Source organism: Paenibacillus sp. V4I9 (assembly GCF_030817295.1).
GTDB lineage: Bacteria > Bacillota > Bacilli > Paenibacillales > NBRC-103111 > Paenibacillus_E.
In genome coordinates, this window is record NZ_JAUSZE010000001.1 from 4,450,291 (window position 1) to 4,474,006 (window position 23,716).

The 23,716-nt window shown below is 43.6% G+C and carries 30 protein-coding genes and 1 tRNA gene; all 31 read right to left on the reverse strand.

The features are described 5' to 3' along the window. Positions 1-12 precede the first annotated feature (12 nt). The 31 genes from QFZ81_RS20905 to QFZ81_RS21055 all read right to left on the reverse strand — a co-directional run bounded on the left by QFZ81_RS20905 (position 13) and on the right by QFZ81_RS21055 (position 23,630). Complete coding sequence (locus QFZ81_RS20905) at positions 13-879, reverse strand: heptaprenyl diphosphate synthase component 1 (protein ID WP_307441771.1); 867 nt, start codon at positions 877-879, stop codon at positions 13-15. A 96-nt stretch (positions 880-975) separates the two neighbouring features. After that, positions 976-1,509, reverse strand: coding sequence for a hypothetical protein (locus tag QFZ81_RS20910; protein ID WP_307441770.1), 534 nt, complete (start codon positions 1,507-1,509; stop codon positions 976-978). 123 nt (positions 1,510-1,632) lie between these two features. Continuing rightward, positions 1,633-1,881 carry a trp RNA-binding attenuation protein MtrB gene (gene mtrB / locus QFZ81_RS20915; protein ID WP_047674174.1) on the reverse strand — a complete coding sequence of 83 codons (249 nt, stop codon included), beginning with the start codon at positions 1,879-1,881 and terminating at the stop codon, positions 1,633-1,635. A gap of 78 nt (positions 1,882-1,959) precedes the next feature. Then, positions 1,960-2,886: a phosphatase PAP2 family protein gene (locus tag QFZ81_RS20920; RefSeq protein WP_307441769.1), complete on the reverse strand. Its 927-nt coding sequence runs from the start codon at positions 2,884-2,886 to the stop codon at positions 1,960-1,962. A gap of 95 nt (positions 2,887-2,981) precedes the next feature. Further along, positions 2,982-3,055, reverse strand: a tRNA-Pro gene (locus QFZ81_RS20925). Between the two features lie 153 nt (positions 3,056-3,208). Then, positions 3,209-3,481: an HU family DNA-binding protein gene (locus QFZ81_RS20930; protein WP_029193008.1), complete on the reverse strand. Its 273-nt coding sequence runs from the start codon at positions 3,479-3,481 to the stop codon at positions 3,209-3,211. Positions 3,482-3,727: 246 nt separating this feature from the next. Then, complete coding sequence (gene spoIVA, locus QFZ81_RS20935) at positions 3,728-5,206, reverse strand: stage IV sporulation protein A (RefSeq protein ID WP_056614411.1); 1,479 nt, start codon at positions 5,204-5,206, stop codon at positions 3,728-3,730. Positions 5,207-5,510: 304 nt separating this feature from the next. After that, positions 5,511-6,260: a hypothetical protein gene (locus tag QFZ81_RS20940; protein ID WP_307441766.1), complete on the reverse strand. Its 750-nt coding sequence runs from the start codon at positions 6,258-6,260 to the stop codon at positions 5,511-5,513. 24 nt (positions 6,261-6,284) lie between these two features. Then, positions 6,285-6,632, reverse strand: a complete 348-nt coding sequence (locus tag QFZ81_RS20945) for a 2Fe-2S iron-sulfur cluster-binding protein (RefSeq protein WP_307441764.1) — start codon at positions 6,630-6,632, stop codon at positions 6,285-6,287. Between the two features lie 31 nt (positions 6,633-6,663). Continuing rightward, positions 6,664-7,251, reverse strand: a complete 588-nt coding sequence (locus QFZ81_RS20950; RefSeq protein ID WP_307441762.1) for a nucleotidyltransferase family protein — start codon at positions 7,249-7,251, stop codon at positions 6,664-6,666. A gap of 27 nt (positions 7,252-7,278) precedes the next feature. After that, complete coding sequence (locus QFZ81_RS20955; RefSeq protein WP_307441760.1) at positions 7,279-7,572, reverse strand: 2Fe-2S iron-sulfur cluster-binding protein; 294 nt, start codon at positions 7,570-7,572, stop codon at positions 7,279-7,281. A gap of 19 nt (positions 7,573-7,591) precedes the next feature. Next, positions 7,592-7,771 carry a DUF2768 family protein gene (locus QFZ81_RS20960; RefSeq protein WP_047674167.1) on the reverse strand — a complete coding sequence of 60 codons (180 nt, stop codon included), beginning with the start codon at positions 7,769-7,771 and terminating at the stop codon, positions 7,592-7,594. 103 nt (positions 7,772-7,874) lie between these two features. Then, entirely contained in the window at positions 7,875-8,156 is a 282-nt protein-coding gene (locus tag QFZ81_RS20965; protein ID WP_171692376.1) for a stage VI sporulation protein F, read from the reverse strand. Positions 8,157-8,232: 76 nt separating this feature from the next. Next, positions 8,233-9,276, reverse strand: a complete 1,044-nt coding sequence (locus QFZ81_RS20970; protein WP_307441757.1) for an NAD(P)H-dependent glycerol-3-phosphate dehydrogenase — start codon at positions 9,274-9,276, stop codon at positions 8,233-8,235. A gap of 91 nt (positions 9,277-9,367) precedes the next feature. Next, entirely contained in the window at positions 9,368-9,970 is a 603-nt protein-coding gene (gene plsY, locus QFZ81_RS20975) for a glycerol-3-phosphate 1-O-acyltransferase PlsY (protein ID WP_307441755.1), read from the reverse strand. A gap of 13 nt (positions 9,971-9,983) precedes the next feature. After that, positions 9,984-11,309, reverse strand: coding sequence for a ribosome biogenesis GTPase Der (gene der, locus QFZ81_RS20980; RefSeq protein ID WP_307441753.1), 1,326 nt, complete (start codon positions 11,307-11,309; stop codon positions 9,984-9,986). 131 nt (positions 11,310-11,440) lie between these two features. Next, the gene (locus tag QFZ81_RS20985) at positions 11,441-11,620 is read right to left on the reverse strand and encodes a capping complex subunit for YIEGIA (RefSeq protein ID WP_307441752.1); all 180 of its coding nucleotides are present in this window, start codon (positions 11,618-11,620) and stop codon (positions 11,441-11,443) included. Positions 11,621-11,626: 6 nt separating this feature from the next. Further along, entirely contained in the window at positions 11,627-12,532 is a 906-nt protein-coding gene (locus tag QFZ81_RS20990; RefSeq protein WP_307441750.1) for a YIEGIA family protein, read from the reverse strand. Then, complete coding sequence (locus tag QFZ81_RS20995; protein ID WP_307441749.1) at positions 12,532-13,158, reverse strand: YphA family membrane protein; 627 nt, start codon at positions 13,156-13,158, stop codon at positions 12,532-12,534. Before QFZ81_RS20995 ends, QFZ81_RS20990 begins: the two co-directional genes overlap by 1 nt. Positions 13,159-13,287: 129 nt before the next feature. After that, entirely contained in the window at positions 13,288-14,346 is a 1,059-nt protein-coding gene (gene fni / locus QFZ81_RS21000) for a type 2 isopentenyl-diphosphate Delta-isomerase (RefSeq protein WP_307604570.1), read from the reverse strand. 29 nt (positions 14,347-14,375) lie between these two features. Beyond that, complete coding sequence (gene rpsA, locus QFZ81_RS21005; RefSeq protein WP_307441746.1) at positions 14,376-15,680, reverse strand: 30S ribosomal protein S1; 1,305 nt, start codon at positions 15,678-15,680, stop codon at positions 14,376-14,378. 151 nt (positions 15,681-15,831) lie between these two features. Further along, the gene (locus QFZ81_RS21010; protein WP_307441745.1) at positions 15,832-16,413 is read right to left on the reverse strand and encodes a lysophospholipid acyltransferase family protein; all 582 of its coding nucleotides are present in this window, start codon (positions 16,411-16,413) and stop codon (positions 15,832-15,834) included. 1 nt (position 16,414) lies between these two features. Next, positions 16,415-17,098: a (d)CMP kinase gene (cmk, locus tag QFZ81_RS21015; RefSeq protein WP_307441743.1), complete on the reverse strand. Its 684-nt coding sequence runs from the start codon at positions 17,096-17,098 to the stop codon at positions 16,415-16,417. A 139-nt stretch (positions 17,099-17,237) separates the two neighbouring features. After that, on the reverse strand, positions 17,238-17,462 hold the full coding sequence (locus QFZ81_RS21020) for a hypothetical protein (protein WP_307441742.1): 225 nt from the start codon (positions 17,460-17,462) through the stop codon (positions 17,238-17,240). A gap of 108 nt (positions 17,463-17,570) precedes the next feature. Continuing rightward, positions 17,571-18,224, reverse strand: a complete 654-nt coding sequence (locus tag QFZ81_RS21025) for a flagellar brake protein (protein WP_307441739.1) — start codon at positions 18,222-18,224, stop codon at positions 17,571-17,573. Positions 18,225-18,327: 103 nt separating this feature from the next. Beyond that, complete coding sequence (gene ypeB, locus QFZ81_RS21030; protein WP_307604572.1) at positions 18,328-19,701, reverse strand: germination protein YpeB; 1,374 nt, start codon at positions 19,699-19,701, stop codon at positions 18,328-18,330. A gap of 109 nt (positions 19,702-19,810) precedes the next feature. Next, positions 19,811-19,966: a hypothetical protein gene (locus QFZ81_RS21035; RefSeq protein WP_162257309.1), complete on the reverse strand. Its 156-nt coding sequence runs from the start codon at positions 19,964-19,966 to the stop codon at positions 19,811-19,813. A gap of 69 nt (positions 19,967-20,035) precedes the next feature. Then, entirely contained in the window at positions 20,036-20,731 is a 696-nt protein-coding gene (gene prsW / locus QFZ81_RS21040) for a glutamic-type intramembrane protease PrsW (RefSeq protein ID WP_307441737.1), read from the reverse strand. 99 nt (positions 20,732-20,830) lie between these two features. After that, entirely contained in the window at positions 20,831-22,333 is a 1,503-nt protein-coding gene (locus tag QFZ81_RS21045; RefSeq protein ID WP_307604575.1) for a DnaB-like helicase C-terminal domain-containing protein, read from the reverse strand. 132 nt (positions 22,334-22,465) lie between these two features. Further along, entirely contained in the window at positions 22,466-23,071 is a 606-nt protein-coding gene (locus QFZ81_RS21050; RefSeq protein ID WP_029192986.1) for a genetic competence negative regulator, read from the reverse strand. Positions 23,072-23,318: 247 nt separating this feature from the next. Further along, positions 23,319-23,630, reverse strand: coding sequence for a hypothetical protein (locus QFZ81_RS21055; RefSeq protein ID WP_307441734.1), 312 nt, complete (start codon positions 23,628-23,630; stop codon positions 23,319-23,321). Between the last annotated feature and the right edge of the window lie 86 nt (positions 23,631-23,716).

The window sequence follows — 23,716 nt, forward strand, 5'->3', positions numbered from 1 at the left end:
TTGGATGTCACCTCAAATTTCTTCTAGCACTTTGGGCTGCTTCGCTGAGAATCGAAGAAACGGCTCCCCAATGTGAAACAGTTCACTTATTAGTTTATCCGATTCAAGTTGCTGTACTTTGGACTGTAATTGCTTAGTATGGGAGTCCAGCATCTGATACAGCTGCGAAGTAATATTATATTTATGAATGAGCGTACGAAGTCTGGCTTGATCGGACTCTTCCGCATGCAGCTGCTTCCGTTCTTCTTTCGTACCATGCTGCAGAATGTGCCAGAATCCCCAGCTGTCCCTGAAATTCGCTGCAGATTCGACGCGGAAAATCTCTTCAAATATAACCTCACACTTTGCATAACTTCTCAGAATATCAGGCCATGCTTGGTCATAGACCTCAGACATAAATTCAGAGAAAGACAAAAACAGCTGAGATTTAATTTCCACGGTTAGGTGGATGTAATCTTCTGCCGTCAATTTCAATTGCTTCATTTTCATGTAGATATTCATCTTGAGACGGTTGACTTCACAGATTGCATTCGACAACTGTTTAATCATCTCGATCTGGCCTGCCTGAGCAAGGAGATTGTAAAAGCGGGAACTGAAATAATCCCCTGCAAGAACTTTTAGCTGTCTTGATCTTGCTGCCTTTTTCTCTTTGACATCATTGGAAGCTGTAACCAAATCATGGGTATCGAGTGCAAGTTGAACAAGCGACGTAGCTAGCGTATACAACTCGCTTGAAGAACTAAACTTACTGTTTCCGTTCAAGAATGCAAACAACAGACGTGTGCGAAGCTCCGGAAAATCGGGCAAGTCTGTGTGATTTTGAATCATATCATACTCTGTGTATTGCTTAGCGATCTCTGGGATCCGATAAGAATTCATGCAAAAGCCTCCGTAACCGTGTGCCAAATCATTTATGTTCTAAACATGCTCAATTCAAATCATTATATCATAACACGTACATAGAAGCACATTTAATTATAAGGGATATCTTTGCTGCCATTTCGAGGTGTATGTGATACGAAAACGGTTTTGTAATTGCTGCTCCAGTTGAATAAGGCTGAGTTCATTCGCATTCTTCTCCATATCCTTCCCATATTCGCGCTCTGCAACCATCGCTAGCACAAGCTGTGTAGATGTTGAATCTGTAACACCCGAATAATCGATGACACGAACCCAAATTTGATTTACATTTTTCGTTTTCGTTATCATGGTTTGTGCGATTGTGTACAAATCTCGATAGACGGCTGCTGAATCCGCGTTTTTCGGTAAGCTCAAATCAAGAGACATGCGGGAGTTGCTCAGCTCGACTTTGCGAATCCGCAGCTGAAGTGGGACTTGCACCAGTAAATCAACCATATTATTATTTGTGAGCTCTCCTGCACGATTGCTTGACCAATTATAAGGCGACCCTAACCCCGTGGAACGATCCATCTTTGGAAGTACAGATAGACAGACGACCATAATAATAGATAGACCTAACGTTATCACAATACGCATCGACCATTTCATTGAACAAGCACCTCCTACACTTTGCAAGCACAAACGAATTGATTAAGCATTCGATAGTTCCAAGCCCTATACACCATTGTACAAAGAAAAAAAGCAGGCTATGCCTGCTTTAACAATTATAAATTATTCTTCTGTGTCAATCGTACCGTACTTGGTCATAATAAGCGCCTTGCCTCTAACCTTTACTGCAGATGTATGCTCCGTGAACTGAGCAATCATGACTTCACCCTTGTCCAGCTTTTCTGTATGATGAAAGCGAGTATCTTGACCACGAGTTAGACCAATGACATGTACACCATTATCCTTGGCTTTAATAACGAAATATTCATTGCCATTCGTATTCGGATTATTTGATTTATTCGATTGTTCCATTTCCATCCTCCGTTCTTGCCCTAAACTACAATCCTAACCTTCATGATGCCAAAAAAAGCATCGGGAAGTCAACCAGCTTTAAACTGTTAGTTCATTGGATGCTGCTTTCGTTCCTTTTTGGTAAAATTTCTTAAATGTAGTTGGCAGCATATTTTTGGATCCTAAGCGAATGAGAAAATCAGATAGCTTGACTGTACCATAAGCAAATAGCATCCCAGCGAATACATCAATCAGCCAATGAATTTGTAAGTACAAGGTTGAGAAAATGATTGCCGCGCAGTATGTGACCATCATTGTTTTGAATATACGGTCTTTTTCTCGTAGGGCCAGAAGAAGCATAGCAAAGGAGATGGATGTATGCATACTAGGGAAACAGTTCATCGTTGCCACGAGTAAAGAGTTTTCATCCGTAAAAACTCGGTGTAATAAATCAGGCTGCTTATTAACGTACCAGACTTCACGCAGCAAAATTAAATTGTAAAAAGGCAAAATAAGCGGGAATTGCAGCATGTGACCGGATAATGCATAAGAAAGCATCTTTTTAATACTGCGTGTCCAGAAGCTCCGCACAATACAGATCCACAAAGATAAAACAAAGCCGTAATTATAAATCCATACCATCGCTCTATCTAGAAAAGGGGATGCAATCCATCTCGCCCATCCGCCCGTATTCAACGGGATTGCGTTCATATAATCATCCCAATGCCACGGATGGCGGTTATTCTCAAACATCCAATTGGCGACTCTCCACCAGAAACCATTTCCCGTCCCGTAGAAGTAATAAAATACACCTAGTAAAGGAATACCAAATAGGAAGAATCGTTTCCAATCCACGTCAACCTGGTCTTTGCGGACACCTAGCAAACAAATTAACAGCAGAATCCAACATTCCTTACTCCAGTTCCCAACCGTCCCGATGCGCCAAACCAAGTAAATAGAAGCGATAATGCCAAACATCGTCCAATCTTGCGATTTCACGAGCGCGTTCAGTTTCAACTTATTCAAGACCGTTCCCCCTAAATCTTCTAAGAAGTTCTATCTGTTATGGAACAAGCCTCTTCATGAGAAAAAGACATCGGATGACGATGTCTTTTTCATAATCGGAGTAACACGATTCGAACGTGCGACCTCACCCACCCCAAGGGTGCGCGCTACCAGGCTGCGCCATACCCCGTTTGTAACTTAGGTTACTTATTCACTTTTGTAATTATAGTAGGAGATTTTGGAATTGTAAAGGCATTTTCTATTAGCAATAAATAAAGCCGCGACAGCTATTAGCGGTCACGGCTTTGTTGTTATATAACGTTCAATAGTATGTAAAACGCAATTATTGAATGCCATCTTTAAGTGCTTTACCAGGTTTGAAAGCTGGAATTTTGCTTGCTGGAATTTCGATTTCATCACCAGTCTGTGGATTACGTCCTTTACGAGCAGAACGTTCACGAACTTCAAAGTTACCGAATCCAACTAGTTGTACTTTATCCCCGCCTTGCAGCGCTTCGGAAATTGCATCAAAAACAGCATCAACTGCTTTAGTTGCATCTTTCTTGGAAAGCTCAGAGGTTTCAGCAACCTTGTTAATCAATTCAGATTTATTCATGCCATTCACCTCCCCCCAAGATTTCTCACTTCCGTTACTTCCTGTTTTCACCGTTTCTTCAGAAAATATACATTATCTAATGAAAAATCGTTGATTTTCTTAGTAAAAATGAACTTCGAAAGCAGACGAATAAATTTATAGTAATACACTCCGACAGCAATTTCAAGTATCGCTTTCCAATTTATGTAGGTATTTTTGCTATTAAACGACAAAAAACACTCATTTGAGTGTTTTTTGTCTACATATTTACAAAATTATTGCAATTAAACCGCCAGATCCTTCGTTAATAATTCGGCCAAGCGTCTCCTGCAGTTTATAACGGGCATTGTCCGGCATCTGGGCAAGTTTCCCTTGAATCCCCTCACGAACGATCGAATGAAGCGATCTACCGAATATATCGGACTCCCATATTTTAAGCGGATTATCTTCGAAATCCTGCATGAGATAGCGGACAAGTTCTTCACTTTGCTTCTCCGTACCGATAATCGGTGAGAACTCCGACTCCACATCCACACGAATCATATGGATAGACGGCGCTGTAGCCCGTAAACGGACACCAAACCTAGATCCTTGACGGATTAACTCCGGCTCATCCAAAGCCATCTCAGCGAGCGTCGGAGGCGCTATGCCGTAGCCTGTCGTTTTCACCATTTCGAGCGCCTCGGCGAATTGATCATATTCTCGTTTCGCATGTGTGAAATCCTGCATTAACTGAAGCAGATGATCTTTGCCGCGAATTTCTACCCCGACCACTTCGACCAGAATGCGGTCGTATAATTCATCAGGCGCAAACAGGTCAATCTCCGCTACACCTTGCCCCATATTAAGTCCGGCTAAAGCGGCTTTATCAATGAACTCATATTCGGCGAATTGACTGACGACACGATCAACGTCGCGCAAGCGTCTAATATCCTGAACCGTATCACGTACGGAAGCTTCGAATTGAGTCCGCAGCCAATGATTCTCGTCCAGAACCATCACCCAGCTTGGTAAGTTCACGTTCACTTCATGAACAGGGAACTCATAGAGCACTTCACGCAATACTGAGACCATTTCCTCTTCGCCTGCGCTTGCTACACTCATTGTCACAACAGGGACGTCGTAGCGGCTTTGCAGCTCGCTGCGCAGCTCAAGCGCAGGCTCACTATTCGGTTTCTGTGAATTAATGATGACAATGAACGGTTTGCCTACTTCTTTCAGCTCATTAATGACTCTTTCTTCTGCCAACACGTACGAAGACCTCGGAATATCAGAAATCGTACCATCGGTAGTTACAACAACACCGAGTGTCGAATGTTCCTGAATGACCTTGCGTGTTCCGATTTCAGCTGCTTCCTGGAATGGAATCGGTTCATCGAACCAAGGTGTATTGATCATCCGCGGTCCGTTCTCGTCTTCATAGCCTTTGGCGCCATCGACTGCGTAACCTACACAATCAACAAGGCGAACATTCACATTCAGCCCTTCAGCCACCGAAATTTGGACCGCCGTATTCGGTACGAATTTTGGCTCCGTTGTCATAATCGTGCGGCCAGCAGCGCTCTGCGGGAGTTCATCGGTAGCCCGGATCCTATCCGCTTCACTTTGAATGTTAGGAAGCACTACAGATTCCACAAAACGCTTAATAAAGGTTGATTTTCCTGTCCGGACCGCTCCGACAACCCCCAGGTAAATGTCCCCTCCCGTTCGCTCTGCAATGTCCTTAAAGATATCCACTTTCTCCAAGAGAATCCCTCCTACAGTTTGGTCGTCAACTGACTCTTGTGACGGTAACAATTGACTACTCGTACATTCATTTGGACTAGTAAGAAATATATGTACTTTCGATAGAAATATGATAGATGCGTATAATCTTTTTTTGCCGCTCATATTTTATGAAGCACATACGGCTTTCCTTATAGAACCATATTTAGTGGACCTTTGACGCTAGATCAAAGTCTCACCACATTGAAAAAATATATGATTGACTTGTATGGGTTATTCTGAAAATCTAAAAAAACCTCTTACAGATTTCTGTAAGAGGTTGTGTCTATTGTTTATTTTGAGGCATAGGCTGATTATTTTGCCATAAATACAGGTAGCTGCGTATAGGCACGAAATAAGATTTATTCACGAGAATCTCTCGCAAATCCTGATCCGACTTCAATGAGCTTACTAACGAATTGCTTTGGATAAGCTGCATAATGTCCATCGCATAATCAATCGCTACATCACCGGTTTGTTTGTTCACCAAGTAGGTAATGTAATTTTTGCGATTGTAAACGGATTTGATCTCGGGAGATTTCATGCCAAGCTTTTCAAAATCAATATAATCAAAAGCTTCATTAATAGCAATGCCCGAGGGCAGTTTACCATCATGCTTCACCTTATAATCATTGATTTTCTTCTGGACATCCTCGACACTTTGATATGCAGATAAATCCATCAACTTAACTAACGGCTTTGTTTCTACATCGACCAGCACGTAGATAAAAATGCCGCCGCTTTCGAACGCATTTGCCGGAACCGTACTCAATAGATTGGTTTTTTTCAATTTGGCAAAATCGATCACATATTTCTCATATAGGGGTGTTGTCATATCACTATTCTTGATGGGAAGGACGCCGTTCTTTTCGTGGTAGAGATCAATGGCCTGCTGAACAACGGTAATGAACTCAGCTGGGTTAATTTGATTCTCTTTACGCATCTCCTTAGGGTAAGCACAACCACTGAGCAGCATGACTATACAGAGAGTGATACCTACCCATCTACCATGTAAAAGGCTTCGAGCTATTTTCACGACATAATCATCCTATCTTTTTTTCTAAAATAAATCATTTTCCTCCGCCTGCCTCGCAAGTTGGGCACGAATGGCTGCCTTAAGAGGATCTTCGGGAATAGTGACCTGAACAGAGCCAATCACACGGGCCTGACAAGCAAGTCGAAAGCCCTCGTCAGCCTGAGTGCCTAGCTTTAAACGTTCATTCACATTCATAGGTGCAAGACCACTTGGATCACTAATCTTAACCTTACACATAAGGCAAGCGGCCTTGGCTCCGCAACGGGTACGGATGTGAACCTTAGCTTTGCGCCCTGCATCCAGCAAGGTCATTCCAGGTCGAACACTTATTTTTTTATCATCGGGCCAAAAATGTACTTCGGATACAGTCATCGTGTCCACCTTCTGATAGGCTATCTTCCTGCTATTTACTTGAATCTATCAACCGTTTCAGCTTTCGCTCAAACTCGTTTCCCCAGCGATTTCTTTGCATTAAATCACTTAACGCCTGCATATGCAGCTCTGGAAAAGTTTTCATGGTCTTCGCAATAGCCTCATAACGATCAGGACGATTACGAAGTAAATTAAAGAGAAGTTCATGGGCTAACGGCATCATTTTAACTTCCTGTTCGTCGATCGTGACCGAATGGCTATGATTTTCCCAAAGAAACGAAGCTTCCACCTGATAAAAAGATTGCAGGGCATTAACCCTGAAATCACCAACGACTTCCACAGTATTTCCTTCGATAAGGTAATGACTTAGGATTGAAGCATAAATGGGGGTTTCACTATAAATCGGTGCATCCACCGAATAATTGAATAAGGAAGTATGTACAGCAGTTACATCGTGGTCATCTACATAGATGTCCAGATCTCTTGGACTTCTTCCAATATCTACGTTTTGTAAAAGCAGTCCGCAGCTTCCACCGATGAGCCATCGTACGTCTGGAACTTGCAATAATTGTGTATGGATGGTTGTAATCGTTGGTAGTAACGGCTCCAGCAGGACCAAGATGCCCACACCTTTCAGGCAGAAATTTTAGAAATAAGGCTTATGCGTAACGGAAATATGACCGGATTGCTTTACTACACACTGACAAGCTAATCGATAGCCCTGCTCGATCTCCTCAGGCTCCAGTCGGCTCTCTTCTTCATCCGAAGGCATTGACAGCAGCTCTCGGCCTGAAGCTACATAACAACGGCATCTGGCGCAAGTACCCCGTGTACACGAAAAACCCCAATCCAAATCTTCTTTGAGCGCGTGGTCCAGAATCGTCAATCCGGTAACCGACTCTATCGTTTTCTGTGTTTTGCGTGTTTTTAATTCTAACATCGATATCTCCTCCAGGTTGCTAAAACAAAGATAGCAGCATGTAAAGTAAAATCGGAATAAATAGGAAAAAAGCAATCACGGATAACACAACACGAAGAACGCCTGTGGTTCGAGTTCTAGCGTAAGAAATTAATAATGACGCGACGACCATGAGTCCGATCGCCACGAATGATGCCCACATTTTGTCTAAACTTGACATAATCTTAACTCCTTATGTATGAAACATTCAAATTGATCACCAGTAAGTATAGCATAGGATGAGAAAAAAAGCATAAAGGGGAACGATCTCCCCTTCATGCTTTTTATTTCTTACCCATCATCATGTTCATCAATTGCTGCATATTGTTGGAATCCAACTTACTGCTTTTGACCGCCTGAACGATATCATTGATGGTTTCTTCTGAAACCTTCACGTTCACTAAACCAGAAACTTGTTTGATGAGTTGGCGAAGTTGAGCTTCACTTTGCAGGGTAGAAGGTTTCACACCGCTGGCTAGTTTCTCAATATCTTTAGAAGTAACGGATTTACCCGTTTTCTTTTTCACCACATTTAATACGTCTTTCGAGATATCCTTATTCGACAAATGTGCCGCCTCCCTATACCTTGGATGACTGGATCTTCTAAGGTATAGTATGAATGCGGATAGGATGTGGTGTAGGCTACTTCAATACATTTGTTACTGAGACGCTGGCTACCTCTTCAATTTCATGGGTTCTGACGCGCCCCATCAGATCTTGTGCAGCTAGCTGAGGCGACTTCCCATCGAAGAGAACGTTGTATAACTCATCTGTAATCGGCATGGTTACGTCAAATCTACGGGACAACTCATAGGCAGCTTTGGTTGTCTTCACGCCCTCTACGACCATTCCCATCTCTTCAAGAACCTCGCTTAGGGGGATACCCTTAGCTAATTTATTGCCGGCACGCCAATTCCTACTATGCTGACTCGTACAAGTTACGATCAGATCGCCAATCCCTGCTAAGCCGGAAAATGTAAGCGGATTGGCTCCCATTGCCATGCCTAGACGAGCAATCTCGGCCAAACCCCTCGTCATTAGAGCAGCCTTTGCATTATCACCAAAGCCTAGACCATCGGTCAGCCCTGCGCCTAACGCAATAATATTCTTAAGCGCCCCTCCAACCTCAACACCGGCAACATCCGGATTCGTGTAGACGCGGAAGTAGGAGTTAATCAGCAAATCCTGTGCGGCTTCAGCCGCTTCCAAGTCCTGGGCAGCGACCACGACAGTCGTCGGACATTTACGGATAACTTCCTCGGCATGACTTGGGCCGGAAAGTACGACAAGCCGCTGCGGATCTATTTCTGGAAGCTCATCGGCAAGAACCTCAGTCATACGTTTTAGCGTTCCCGTTTCAAAGCCTTTGGTAGCGTGAACTACTAAAGTATCCTTCTTCAAAAAAGGACGCATCCGTGACGCTACTTCGCGCATACCAGATGAAGGTACGACCATAATGATCGCATCTGCATCCTCTACCGCTTCCTGCAGCGAGTTTGTCGCTATGATTAGCGGCGATAGCTCCACATCTTGAAGAAATCGACTGTTACGATGTTTCTCATTTATTTCTATAACCTGATCCTCATTACGAGACCATAAAAGCACTTGTTTCCCATTATCCGCCAGTACCGAGGCAAGTGCCGTCCCCCAACTTCCAGCGACTAGGACCGATACTTTGTTTGACAAGGTTACCCCTCCTAAGAGTTTTGCTTTAGCAAAACTGGCATCGTAAGCGTTACTGAGTTTTGCTTTTACAAAACTGACATCGTGAGATTAGCTAAGCCCTTTTCTGGCCCAGCTTGTTCTCTTTGCCTTGAATAAGCTTCACAATATTCGTACGATGACGCATAAAGGCAAACGCACACAGCAAAATGCTAATCCACAAAATTGGCAAAGGTCGGTCCATCCCCCAAATAAGGAAAGGTAAAAGTGCAGTTAGAATAAGGGAACCGAGCGATACAAATCTGGTGACCGCAATGATTACAATGGCTGTTAAACCTGCAATTAACGTTGGAATGAAGCAGAGTGTTGCCATAACACCGATGGTGGTTGCGATACCTTTACCACCTCGAAAGCCGAAGTAAACCGGCCAATTATGCCCGACGATGGCTGCAAGCCCGCATAGTACACGAATCCAGATGTCATCGGGTCCGGGAGCTGCCCATGTTCCAATCCACACGGCAGCAACTCCCTTCAAGGCATCAAGCAAAAGAACTAAGATGGCAGGTCCCTTACCCAGAACACGAAGCGTATTTGTCGCCCCCGCATTGCCACTCCCGTGCTTGCGGATATCAATGCCTTTGAACCATTTTCCGAATAAATAACTAAAGCTTATGGAGCCTAATAAATAACCCACTACAATTGTTATTATCGAAAGCAATGCACAACATCTCCTATTCTTTGTCCGATGATTTCCTACGGCTTAAGATGCGAATCGGAGTACCTTCAAATCCGAAGGCTGCACGAATCTTGTTATCCAAGTACCGTTCATATGAAAAGTGCATGAGCTCAGGCTCATTCACGAAGAGCACAAAGACAGGAGGCTTAACAGCAACTTGTGTCACATAGTTAATACGAAGGCGTTTACCTTTATCCGTAGGAGGCGGATTGTAGGCTACAGCATCCGAAACAACATCATTGAGAAGATGTGTTTGTACACGAAGAGCATGATTTTCAGCAACTTGAACAATGACAGGCAACAGTTTATGCAAGCGCTGCGTTGTTTTGGCTGAAACAAACACAATTGGAGCATAGCTTAAGAACAAGAAGTGATCACGAATGGTTTGTGTAAAATGCTGCATCGTTTTATCATCTTTATCGACGATATCCCATTTATTTACGACAATCACTATCGCTTTTCCTGCTTCATGTGCATAACCGGCAATATGCTTGTCCTGCTCGATAATGCCCTCTTGACCGTCGATGACGACGAGTACAACATCAGCACGCTCAATCGCTTTCATGGCACGCATGACACTATATTTTTCCGTGTTCTCGTAGACTTTACCTCGCTTACGCATTCCTGCCGTATCAATAATAACAAACTTTTGTCCATCCCGTTCAAATGGGGTATCGATCGCATCGCGCGTCGTCCCTGCCACTTCACTTACGATAACCCTTTCTTCTCCAAGAATGGCATTCGTCATGGATGATTTCCCAACATTCGGGCGACCGATTAACGCAAATTTCACAACTTCCTCGCCGTACTCATCATCTTTTTTGTCAGGGAAAAGTGTACAAACAGCTTCAAGCAAATCCCCGATTCCTATACCATGAGAGCCCGATATTCCGATTGGATCACCGAACCCAAGAGAGTAAAATTCATAAATATCATCTTGACGCGCAAGGTTATCTACTTTGTTAACAGCAAGTACGATCGGCTTTTTGGAGCGGAATAGCAATTGGGCAACTTCTTCATCCGAAGGTGTTACGCCCGCTTTGGCATCCACCATAAAAACAATGACATCCGCCTCTTCAATAGCAAGCTCCGCTTGAATACGAACGGATTTGAGGATCGCATCCTCCCCCTCAATTTCAATACCGCCTGTATCAATGACACTGAATGACGTATTAAGCCATTCTCCTACGCCATATAATCGATCACGTGTAACCCCCGGTTTATCTTCCACAATCGCAAGACGATCTCCTACGATTCGATTGAAAATGGTGGACTTGCCGACATTTGGTCGGCCAACAATTGCAAGTACAGGTCTAGCCACTACTCATTCACTCCTTCGAATTCCATGATCAGCCATGGAAAAATACGCAACTTACATCATAACAAAAAAGACACGGCTTGGCTAATCTCATTTGAGACTCCACAAGATACCAAGCGGGCACACCAGCTATTTCAGGTATGCCTGACCAAAATCATCGTGCCATTTTGCAAATCGTGAGCGTTAGCATCCAATATCTTTTCTAGAGAGAAAGAGACCTTTTGGAGCTCATCTTCCTTATCCACAACGAAGATTGGAGCACCTCCACCTATTCGTTCCTTCGTCAAGGTTACAATAGCTAGGATTTGCGACATCCTGTTTTAGGCCTCCTTCTTTTTGTTTACACCCGCTTCAGACGGCATTCGAACAGCGCTTTCCAATACGGGTACTCGATGAAGAGCAATATATGTTTTCTCAACATCTTTCTCCTGTAGGAGGAGCAGAACGGCTAATGTGCCGGTATTCATATCCAGCTTAGCCATCGGACGCAATGAAGGCTCTCCTTCATCTCGGTAAGCACCAAACAGGGTTGAAATATCATGAAGAATAGCTTGTCTTTGGCCTAAATGAGCTAACGTTACGCGGGCATTGCGATTTTTGGGTTTAATTAAGAAACCAAGCCCGTGTTCAAGTATTTTGTCACGGCTGTCTGCGAGTCCAACGTTCATGATATAAACCGAGCCGACGAACAGATCTGGTCCATCCATCCGAATATCAGCAGGTTCGATGTCTGCAATTTTCGCTAGCTTGTTACCTGATTTAAAATAGTTAGCAATCCAAATGGACACAATCCCTGCAACGATCCCCCAATACCAAGCAAACAATATACTGAATAAAGACGCAAGAAATGCTGAGAAAATGACGAGATAATTCCTTCCCTCGAACACCATTGCTATCCCCTCAATATATGCCGCTCCTCTTGGAACTAACTCTAACTCATCAACCTTGGATAGACTTTGTCTTTCCATATTGCGCACATCACGAAACTGTTGGGCGGCTAACGATAAGAAAGTGACTGCCGTATAATTTTTGTCCAGCAAAGCAGGGACAGCCACGGCTCCTAGTCCTGCTGCGATGACACCAAGGGAAATATGTATAATCTTACCGTGAGGATAGGTCGGATATTGCCTGTAGTCCGTTCTTAACATATTCAGACGTGCCAGAATGCCAAAAATAACCCCCACGACAATACCTATCGTATAACGGTGCGAATAGAACCAATCCATTACTTCTTCCAGCCTCCTCTTCGGTCCATCCAGCTGCGAATGATATTTCGGCAGCCGTTATAAGCGGATTGAAGGATGATGGTCATCGTTCTCGCCGCAAAAACAGAAAGCCACCATTGGTCCTGAAATGTCGCCTTACCGACATGATGGTAGCCATCTACTGGATGAATTCCCGCCTGATACATATCTCCTAGTAAGTAGCCAATCGAGAGTGCCGCGATCTGCTCCCATGCACTGCGCTGTAAAACGAGAGTTACAACGGCAAGCAATAAAGCCGTATCCCATTCCGAGTTACGAACGATGAGTATGGGGTCCATCTCAAGCAGCTGCTGCAACAAGAAATGAAGGGAACCTAATAAAAGGCCGATGGAAAGTAAATGAAGCTTATGTATGAATCCTTGTGTCTTATAGAGAATACCCAAACTGATGAGCAGAACCCAGACATAAACGAGCCCCACTTGAACATGCTGGATCGTTACGGTAAACCTAGAAAAGACAATCCAAGAGACAAAAAAAAGAAGCATGCCCTTGTGCGATATACTTCTGATGTACAGTTCTTTCCATCCGCTGGCGAATAAGATCAACGTGATACAAAGGAGAATTAAAGACAAATAACCGGAGTTCATAATCGGACCACCCTACCATGCATAGGCGATCAGGTGACATATGCCACCGACCTGCCTGCGGATCTTCAGGCAACCACTCCAACTTAACGAGGGAAGCACCACCTGATTCATAGTATGGCAATATTTCGATTATTTACTCCGATTGGCTCTTTCTGCATATGAAGTTAAGTTAATACCTCTAGCCCTGCACCATTCAGCTGTTTCGCCCATGATGACAACTGGACAATTTCCCAATGCCTGAATCGTATTAGCGCCTAGCGCTGTCATAATAAGAATAAGTCCTTGATGAAGCTCATCAGCAAAATGGTGGAGCGCATCGACTCCCTCGCTGCGCAAAACCCTCAAGAATGCGCCAGCCATGCCAACCGCTGAAGCGCCGAGCGTTAGCGCTTTTGCCGCTTCCAAAGCGTTCGTAATACCGCCTGAGGCAATAACTCCGCCTCGCGGATAAACTGAGAGTGCCTCTAGCAAGGCAATGCTTGTCGGTGTGCCCCAATCGTTCAGCCAATCCAAGGCGGCTGGACGTCTGGCATTCTCAATGGCGGCGAAATTCGTGCCACCCGAGCCGCCGACATCCAAAAAGCGTACGCCGATGCTCTGCAATTGTTTGGCGTTATCCTTCAGGATACCAAAGCCAACTTCCTTCACGATAACAGGTACCTGTACATGCCGAACAATCGCTTCAATGCGGCCCAACATGCCCACAAAGCTGCGATCCCCTTCCGGCATAATGAGCTCCTGCATCACATTCAAATGAATTTGAAGCGCATTCGCTTCAATCATATCGACGGCGCGGACCGCTTGCTCGGTCGTCGCCTCGCTGCCCAAATTCGCGAACACGATCCCTTTAGGATTTTCGCGGCGAACAACTTGATAGCTCGAAGCAACCTCACTGTTTTTAATTGCTGACATTTGGGAACCAACGGCCATAACCATGCCCTTTTCCCTTGCCAAGATGGCCAATTCGCGATTAATGCTTTCCGTCTCCTGAGCGCCGCCCGTCATTGCATTAATTAAAATCGGCGAACTCATAATGAGATCGCCGATTTCCGTAGTTAATGCTATTTGATCCGTCGAAGTCTCAGGTAGACAGTTATGCACAAGCTTGATATCCGACAGCCCTTGCTGCCGTGATTGGCCAAGCTCCAGCGCGTAATGGACATGCTCCATTTTGCGTGAGATGCGCATTCTTATGATCCCCCTAAGCGTCGTATCATTTACTTTTTGAATTTGGAAAGTTTATCGCCAAAACGCTCGCCAAGTGTCATGGACAGACCTTGATTGCTCAAGGACACGTTCTCATTGCCGGCAATCTCTTTTTGGTGACTTGCGCTGTTTCCGCGGTCACGATCGCCTCTTGGTTGTCTTTCTCTGTCTGGTTTACCAGCAGAAGGAGCAGCTGCACCAGCTGGAGCTTCAGGAGCTTCTTCTGTATCTTTAATGCTTAAGCTAACGCGTTTCTCAGCCGTATTGATTTCCAAGATTTTCACTTGAACTTCTTGGCCTTCTTTCAATACTTCATGCGGAGTACCGATGTGACGGTGGGCAATTTGGGAAATATGCACAAGACCTTCAACACCAGGAGCCACTTCAACGAATGCGCCGAAAGCTGCAAGACGTTTCACTGTACCTGTTACGATATCGCCTGCTTTGAATTCACGCTCCACATTGGACCAAGGACCTTCTTGAGTCGCTTTGATGCTCAAGCTTATTTTATCATTGGAAGGATCAAGCTTAAGGATTTGCACCTTCACTTTATCGCCTTCTTTGACTACGTCAGAAGCTTGTTCTACATGGTGCCAAGCTAGCTCGGAGATGTGTACAAGTCCGTCGATACCACCGATATCAATAAACGCACCGAATTGTGTTAAGCGTTGAACAGTACCATCCAGTACTTGACCCACTTGAAGGCCTTCGATGATTTTCTTTTTGTTAGCTTCGAATTCTTCATCTAGAATATCTTTTTGGGACAGGATCACTTTGTTTTTCTCGCGATCGATTTCTTTCACACGAAGACGCAAAGTGCGGCCTTTGTAAGAGGAGAAATCTTCAACGAATTGACGCTCAACCATGGAAGCAGGTACGAAACCACGTACGCCGATATCCACAACAAGTCCGCCTTTTACAACTTCAGCTACAGTAGCTTCAATGATTTCTTTGCTATCCAGCTGACCTTGCAGTGACTCCCATACTTTGCTGTTGTCAACAACACGTTTGGAAAGAACCAATGTTTCTTTCGCATCGTTGATTGAAACAACTTTTAATTCAACTTCTTGTCCAAGCAGTGTTGCTTCTGCATCGGTAGAAAGCTCACGAACTGGAATAACACCATCGTATTTGTAACCGATATCCACGAAGGCTTGATCTGCGTCTACCTTAACGATTTTACCTTTAACGGTAGCGCCTTTCTTCAGCACAGCAACGTTATTAAGAGCGTGCTCAGCTTCTGCTTGCGATACGGCTGTTTCTTGTGCTTCTTGTACTTCTTGCGTTTGATCTTCAACTTTTACTTCATCTGACATGGGATTACCCTCCTCTAATTACAAACAACAAAAAATAATTTATTAGTCACAAAGCAGCAATGTAAGCTTCTACTCTGTTTCAAACAAAACAATAACTTCCATTCGCTTTAAAGATAGTATAATTCCAAGCTTTCGATTCCATACATCCTCGTTAACCTTTGCTATAAGCAGTATGTAATCGGCGAATTTCTTTCATAATAGCTTCCGTTGCCTGCTCCAAATCTTCGGAGCTTGCACCTGCATAAGCACTTATATCAAGCGGTTTTCCATATACAATCGTCATGCGGCGGAATAAGGAATAATTGCCTATAATAGCCACAGGAACTACAGTTGCTCCAGATTTCAGTGCAAGACTGGCTGCGCCCTTCTTGCCCATGCCCCCAGCGTTGTTCCGCGATCCTTCTGGGAAAACGCCCAACATGTTACCATCGCGAAGCAATTGTACGGCAAGTCGGATCGATTCTCTGCTAACGCCACCGCGTTTCACAGGGAAAGCACCTACTCTAGAAATGATGGAACCAAACACAGGGATATCAAACAGTTCGGCCTTCGCCATGAAATAAACCATACGCTTAAGCGGGGTTCCTAACAATGGCGGGTCCAACAAACTGGTATGATTCCCACAAAGTACGACTGCTCCATGTGTAGGGACATTCTCCATACCTAAGGCCCTCATACGGAAAAACAAGGTAAAAACAAAACGAAATAAGGCCCTGCCGATGCGATAAAGCATCTTATTTGCCACCTCCGACTTTGTCTTTGCAAAGCCCAAGTATTTCGTCCACAACTTCCTCAATGGTCATTGAAGTACTGTCCATTAAAACAGCATCATGAGCTTGTCTAAGCGGTGAAATCTCTCTATCCTGGTCCAATTGATCGCGACGAGCGATGTCCTGTTCAAGTTCAGAGAGCGTAAGGTTGCAAGTCCCGCTGTTTTGCATCTCTTTGAATCGACGCTCTGCTCTTTCCTTTACGCTAGCTGTCAGAAATACTTTGATTTCAGCGTCTGGCATAACATGAGTACCGATGTCGCGGCCATCCATGACTACGCCTTTGGTTATGGCCATTTGCTTCTGAAGTGTAACCAGAAGCTGGCGTACAGCTCCGTAGCTAGCAATTTGGGAGACATGATCCGTTATGGTTGTCGTACGGATTTCTTTGGTCACATCGACGCCATCTACGATAACCTGTTGTCCTTCCTCGCGAGGAATGAGCTCAATCTGCATGCGATTCGCCAAGGCAGTTACTTCTTGTTCTTGATCAGATTGCAGCCCTTCTTGCTGTACTTTCCACGTTACTGCCCGATACATGGCTCCTGTATCCACGTAAACGAAACCAAGTGCCCCAGCAACTAGCCGTGCAATGGTGCTTTTACCGGCTCCAGCAGGACCATCTATGGCAATATTGAACTTTTCCAAGCTGCTGTTCCTCCTAACAATACCTCACAGTACCTTACGAACAAAAAAGCAGGCACTGCCTGCTAATTAATTGAAATTATAGCACATTAAAAAGGCATATGCAAAACATGGACGCATATTGGATTGCTTTTAGATGTGCTTAAGAGCGCTCTCCCTTCCCATTTTGAGGCCATACATAGGGCTTTCCCTCTAATGGTTCAACACGGGTAAAATGCTTACGTATGTAGGGAATTTGAAGCATGGCTTGAGCACATATAAGTAAAACGAAAAATACGAGCGTTGTCCGAATGATCATCTTTTCTACCTTTGCAGAAAAGAGGATAAACAGCTGCTCGTATGACTTATTCTCCTGATCCCTTGACATGATGCCCCACCTACTCAAATAGACATATTGCTTGGTAGTATGCCCATGCAGGTGAAATCTCATGCTTACAAGTAGAGAGACTTTTGACTACATCAAAAGATCCCTACATTATCGTTTACGGAAATCCATTTGTCTCTCGAAGCAAAAGCGAATTAGTTTCTGACGTTCACGATCGGCTATATCCGTAAATCTAATCATTGCCAATTGCTTGCCAGACTCAATCTGTTTAACACGGACAACCTCGCCAGTAAAAGGAATATGCTCAATATTACCATTCTTGAAGGGTGCAAGTACCCAACAAGAAATAATAGCATTCATTCCGAGTGGGATATGTCCCTCACAGATAAACGAAATCCCGCCACCGCCGACATCTTCTGTCACGCCAATGAATTGAATTTGATCCGACAATTTAACGGCAATTTCAAGTTCGGCCAAAACCCTTAGAAAACTTCTGCGTTGAACTTGCGTAATGGCTTCAGGCTTTGGTTTACGCAGTTCCACTAAGCGAATCACATCTTCTCTGAAACCTGTAACCGAAGTTGTGAAATAGTGCTTTACGCCACCTTGACCTAAATAGAATGTGCTTAATTCATCACCTTGATAAAGCTTCTTGAGTCGGCCTGTTTTCTCATTCAGCGGGAGCTCAATGGCAATCACACTATCCGTCACGTCAGCAATTCGCGACTTGTACTCAATTTTGGACTCTTCATCGTCGATGCTATTCACTTGCATATGTAATATCTGGTTGACTTTAGGAAGCAATTTCTGCACCTCCGAGACGTAATATATCTTAATTATACCAATGACCTATTAATTATGATAGCAAAAAAAAGAAGCTAGGATTGAACCCGCTTCTTCTCTATGATTATTTCTTTGCTTCAGCTGCTGCTTCAGCTTGTTCGGGGCGAATGGTCTCAATTTTCTCTTCCATCCCATTCTCACTATTCATATAAACACGATAAATATTGTTGTTCATCTTCCCGATAAATTCATAGCAAAGCACTTCTTCGTCTAATTCATTTTTGATAATCGCCAAAGACTCGCCAGTCACTTCCATTTTCGGGCTAAGATGCTTACGTGCTTCGGCTGCCGTCATTTTGGGCTGACCAACCGTCCGCTGTTTTTGACCAAATATATAGTCTGTTGCCTGCACGCCAGTGACTTCAAGAGTGTCTAAAGCTACTTTAACGCTAACCTGCTGAGGATAAATCGTAACATCCTTTTCTCGCTTAGCGAAAATAATGTTAGCCATATTTTGATATTGATCATAGCTAACTGCGCTCATATCTTTATATTCATGTTGATCTAAAAACTCATTAGCTATATCTCGCGCCTGTCTAAGATCAAACTTAGATTCTTTTATGGTTCGCGGCTTCATAAAATAAATGAGCTGACCGCCTTTTTTGGTGAAATCCATCTGAATATCATTTTCACTGCCGTTTCCGCCTGGAACCACAACGCTAAAGCTTTGATATTCTGGCGCACTGCCACCATTCTCAACTACTTTCATAGTAGTAGTATCACTCACCCCCAGAAATTGCGCTGCTTTTTGTTTAATTTGATCAGCTGTCATGTCATTCCCGGACAAAACGCTAACATCATTTTTGGAAAAAATGTTCAAATTTCCAGGTCCCCAGTTTAATTCCTCGTAGGCTCCAACTTTTTTGTCAACGGTAGAAAAGCCATCAATGATCGCATTATCATGTGTTTCATTTTCAGAAGCTAGGGCGACTTCGACGTCCATCCATCGCAAGTTTTTGGACAAAACCTTCTCCTGAACACCGCGTATTTCCTTCGTTATCTCGGAGGAATGATCATAAAGAGCATTCAACGTTTTTATTTCTTGCTCATTTAAAGGCTGCTTCGTCATGTCACGAACGGACATTCGGTATGAGAAATTAGCCATATTAGCTAAGAAATCTTCCGTTTTGTTGAATGGCAGCAGTGTTAGCGGGAGCTGCGTAATATCGCTTTGCGCTTGGCTCGTTAGCCGCCATACATTAACTAGCCCCTTTCGGTAAGAAGGCTCCGAGGTTGCGTTAACAGCCAACGTATTACCAAGCTCTGTATGAAGCTTATCCACATGGAAAGAAAGATCATGGAACGCACGTTGATATTGATTCTCTGCTTTGATCAAAATCGAATTCTTCTCCTGGTGTTCCAAATATCCCCACACTGAAGCACCAATCAAGGCAATCAAGAGGAATGGAAACATGACAATACTTAATCTTTTATACACGCGACTGCTCCTTTCGTACCCAAACTTGCGCTTAGTTTTTACGTGGGGAGGCAGGTTTATACAAGATTGACAACAAAAAGAGGCCAATTCTAAAAAGAATGGCCTCACGCTAATCTTCGGTCTCTACTTCAAAGTCTTGCTCATTGCTGCAAATGCACTGGCGGAATCCCGTTTCAATTTTACCTTTTTCTTTCTTGCCTTTCAGCACAAACTTTTCACCGCATAACCGGCAGCGGATCTTTACTTTGACTCTTGTCGTGGACATGTACACCCTCCCGGTAGTTCCGGACTTACAGCCAGGAATCGCCATCTATACTGTCCATTATGACCTATTTCAGCTCACTTTAATCTTCTCATCCGCTGTCGCGATGCGTAGTGGGGAATGAGCATTGGCACGGTCAACCCGCCAAATTGTGCGAATCCATAGAAAAGACATGACTGGAATCATGATCCAAACCCAGTTCGTTTTGAAAAAAAGCAAAATATAATCAAACAATCCATGCCACAAAATAGGCAGCAGTAAGGAAATCCATAAATACCTTTGCGCTTTGTGTGGAATGAATTTAGCCTTGCCCAAGTAGTAACCCATCATGACACCGAACAATGCGTGCGCTGAAACAGGCAGCAGAGCGCGAATCATCAGCGCAGAGAAAGACGATGCATTAAGGAAAGCATAAATGATATTTTCCAAAGTCGCATAACCTAAGCTTACGGCCACTGCGTACACAATTCCGTCATAGGGTTCATCAAAGGCTTCATGCCTAAAGATCAAATGATAGAGGATAAACCATTTCAGAAACTCTTCAACGCCACCAGATAGGAAAAAAGCCGAGATAAAAGTACCCTTTCCAAACTCTTCAATCAACGAATTCTGCAGTACCATCGTAGGGTATACAAGCAGAACACCAAACAAGAACATTCGAATAACTAAATGAATCGGTTCCGTTTCGTATCGGTCCTTCAAATAAAAGTACGTTAGCAATGAGAGACCTGGCGCTACGGCTGCCATAATAATCGGCAGAATTTGCAATTACAGCTCCCCCTTTTCGTTCAATAGCATTTAGAACCACAGCTCGATTCCATGCGTAATATGAATATTATAGTCATTTTCAATAGACTTTTCTATGTCTTATTCGGTGAACAACGCACGATCATTATGGAAAATGAGTGGGATACTCCCTATTGTGCCATTTCGATTCTTCTTCAAGACTAGTGATATAGACTGCTGTTGATCCTCTTCTGTTTCATTAGGCTGCATAATCATGACCACATCCGCTGAAGCTTGCACATTGTCAGACACGTTATCTTGCCCAAGCTCTAATGCGGTAGCAGCGATAATCGGGCAATTCCATTCTCTGGACCATTGTTTAAGCGTATAGGCGATAGCAGCCTGCTGCTGCTCCCAAGTTAGCGGTGTTACCCCTTTAGCTGCTGGAATACGCTGCAAATGATCAATGAAAATCACGGGCTCTTTGCCAACAACAATTGCAATCCGTTCAATGGAAGCGGCTACTTGATCGAGCGTTGTATCCATCGTACACTCAAGCATCCAAAGCATTTTACTGATTTTTACGTACTGCTTGTTAGCTTCTGCTACCTGTTCAGGCTCAACTTTGCCCCCGAGTACTTTCTGTGGAGCAATCCCAATAATCCTTGCAATGCTGCGTGCCCATAGTTCGAAATTCGTCATATCCCATGACACAAAAATAACCGGATTCTGCTGAAAAGCAAGTTCATCAGCTATTTGTTTAAGCAGCATGCTCTTGCCTATGGAGCCTGAACCTGCCAGTAAATACAAGCCATTTCCAAAGCCGCCGAAAAGTAAATGATCCAGCTTAGCAAAACCAGTGCGGATACTAGCGACTTGGCCGCGGAACCGTTTCATATATTCTTCTAAATAAACGGTGCTATTTTTGATATCTGGAGCTACAGGGGCTAGCCTTGTTTCCTCAACAGTTTGATTCACTAGCGCAAGAAAAGTCTCAACCGGATTCTGAGCTCTAATGAACAGATCGTTAATATCTCGAATTGTTTCGGGCAAATTAATAATATACGTCTCATTGCCCTGTTCCCTTAATAAGGCTTCTATGCGTGTAGAATCCCTTCTTCCGGTCTCATCATTCCCCATGCAAATATAAACGCGTTTACCAGCAAATAATGACATATGTTGTTCTTTAAACATACCGTTATCAGGTACACAAACAGCAGGCATTTTGGCCTGAGTCAACGTTAGGACATCAAATATCCCGTTGCAAAGAACAACTTCATCTGAATCTTCAAGTGCTGAATAATTAAATAGATACTGATCTAAACCATACAGGGGTTTATATTTCGGCTCTCTATTGTCTATCGAGCGTCCGATTAAGTCGACAATTTCGCCGTTGTAGTTCCGAATAGGAACAATAACTCTATGCTCGAAGTAATCACCTAGCTGATTCTGATCAACATAGAATCCTATCTTGCCAATTTCAAAGCCAATACGGTACTGTATAACCGTTTCTTCCGTTATCCCTCTTTTTTGTAAATAGAAATAAGCCTCCTCGCGGAGCTGCTTTTGGTAATAGGCCAATAACCCGTCCAAATCAACAGCAGCCAGAGTAGGCGCCAGTCGTTTGCGATCTATGCTAGTCATCTAGGTCTCCCCCATTATCTCTTCGCTACGTTGATAAATGATCACGAATAACCAACAAAACAAGCATCCACAAAAACAATCGTTTTTGAAAATGCTTGTTTCATTCTACATCAAAAAGTAAGGAAGATGGCCTTATTTGAAATGACGGCAGAGCACCTTAACTGCATCATCTGCAATGATTGTCTTCCCATACTCTTCAAGCACAGCTTGTGTAACGGAAGCGGCTTCGCCGAATTCAGATAAGACAGCAATTAATGCCTGGTATTTCGTTTCTTCGAGGTCAACAGGCTCGAGTTGTAAAATATATTTCCCTTTGTATGAATAAAGGGTACCGCCTTCCATGAGAAGGGGATTAATTACTTTGGATACACGCACAAGATCTTCAAAATCACGGAAAGCATAGGAGACTAAATCGCTTTGTTCAAGCGTTACTTCCATTTCATACACTTCTTCAGCTTCGTGATCATCATATGCATCTGAGTTTGCATACAAATCAAGCTTACCTCTGGTCACAATAACAACCATTCCTTGTGCCGGGAGTGCAAACACCTCAACAGCAAGCGGGCCGGACGGGTCAAATCCGAGCTCTGAATAGGCTTGATCCATCATTTCACTAAATAATTCGTGTACTTTGGGAATTTCTCTCCACATGTCGTCTTTTTGAATACCGCGTTCAGTTAAGTCATCGAATGTTAGGAAAATCCGTATCTTATCCTGACTTAAGCGTTCTATTTTCATGATAGGATCCTCCTTTGAGCCTTCCGACTGGAAAGCTTGCATCGAAAGCATGGTCATCTTATTAAAACAGAATATGATAAAAAAAGAAAAAGGTGAACCTTTGAGAACGAAAATGGACATGCATCTTGCTTTCGTTTTCACCTATCATGTTAACATTAATTGCGTGCAATTGCACGCGCAAGTTATGTATAAAAAGAAAAGCACAGCCAGCACCTTGGGGATGCCAGACTGTGCTTCATACTTAGGTTCATTGGATAGTCGATGAACTTTCTTTATTTTCACGCATGATTTCATTGACAGTTGCTTTCAAATGAGGATCTTCTTTCACTATTTTTTCAACTTGATTCAGGCCATTCGAGTTTGAAGTCGAGAAACTTTTGGACGTTGAATCTCCAAATGATTTGTTCACCAACGAGTCCTTTGCTTTATCAACAACTTTACCCATAGATTCACTGGACGAGCTGAATGCTGAGAACAACATTGATTTACTTTTACGATTGAGATATATAACCGCCGCCGCACCGGCAATACCGCCGAGCAAAAATGTGCCTATCTTCATTGGGTCTCCCTCCATGTCAAGTAGTATGATTCCTTCATAGGTTGCGCGAGTTTCTAGGAGGGCATACGTTAAGACGGGAGGAAAAC

Bases quoted from the DNA above. Each gene is read 5' to 3' on its own strand.
- QFZ81_RS20905 (WP_307441771.1), bottom strand. From the start codon at position 879: ATGAATTCTTATCGGATCCCAGAGATCGCTAAGCAATACACAGAGTAT.
- QFZ81_RS20910 (WP_307441770.1), bottom strand. From the start codon at position 1,509: ATGAAATGGTCGATGCGTATTGTGATAACGTTAGGTCTATCTATTATT.
- mtrB (WP_047674174.1), bottom strand. From the start codon at position 1,881: ATGGAACAATCGAATAAATCAAATAATCCGAATACGAATGGCAATGAA.
- QFZ81_RS20930 (WP_029193008.1), bottom strand. From the start codon at position 3,481: ATGAATAAATCTGAATTGATTAACAAGGTTGCTGAAACCTCTGAGCTT.
- QFZ81_RS20945 (WP_307441764.1), bottom strand. From the start codon at position 6,632: ATGACTGTATCCGAAGTACATTTTTGGCCCGATGATAAAAAAATAAGT.
- QFZ81_RS20955 (WP_307441760.1), bottom strand. From the start codon at position 7,572: ATGTTAGAATTAAAAACACGCAAAACACAGAAAACGATAGAGTCGGTT.
- QFZ81_RS20960 (WP_047674167.1), bottom strand. From the start codon at position 7,771: ATGTCAAGTTTAGACAAAATGTGGGCATCATTCGTGGCGATCGGACTC.
- QFZ81_RS20985 (WP_307441752.1), bottom strand. From the start codon at position 11,620: ATGTCGCAAATCCTAGCTATTGTAACCTTGACGAAGGAACGAATAGGT.
- QFZ81_RS20990 (WP_307441750.1), bottom strand. From the start codon at position 12,532: ATGGATTGGTTCTATTCGCACCGTTATACGATAGGTATTGTCGTGGGG.
- QFZ81_RS20995 (WP_307441749.1), bottom strand. From the start codon at position 13,158: ATGAACTCCGGTTATTTGTCTTTAATTCTCCTTTGTATCACGTTGATC.
- fni (WP_307604570.1), bottom strand. From the start codon at position 14,346: ATGCGCATCTCACGCAAAATGGAGCATGTCCATTACGCGCTGGAGCTT.
- rpsA (WP_307441746.1), bottom strand. From the start codon at position 15,680: ATGTCAGATGAAGTAAAAGTTGAAGATCAAACGCAAGAAGTACAAGAA.
- QFZ81_RS21010 (WP_307441745.1), bottom strand. From the start codon at position 16,413: ATGCTTTATCGCATCGGCAGGGCCTTATTTCGTTTTGTTTTTACCTTG.
- QFZ81_RS21020 (WP_307441742.1), bottom strand. From the start codon at position 17,462: ATGTCAAGGGATCAGGAGAATAAGTCATACGAGCAGCTGTTTATCCTC.
- QFZ81_RS21035 (WP_162257309.1), bottom strand. From the start codon at position 19,966: ATGTCCACGACAAGAGTCAAAGTAAAGATCCGCTGCCGGTTATGCGGT.
- QFZ81_RS21045 (WP_307604575.1), bottom strand. From the start codon at position 22,333: ATGACTAGCATAGATCGCAAACGACTGGCGCCTACTCTGGCTGCTGTT.
- QFZ81_RS21050 (WP_029192986.1), bottom strand. From the start codon at position 23,071: ATGAAAATAGAACGCTTAAGTCAGGATAAGATACGGATTTTCCTAACA.
- QFZ81_RS21055 (WP_307441734.1), bottom strand. From the start codon at position 23,630: ATGAAGATAGGCACATTTTTGCTCGGCGGTATTGCCGGTGCGGCGGCG.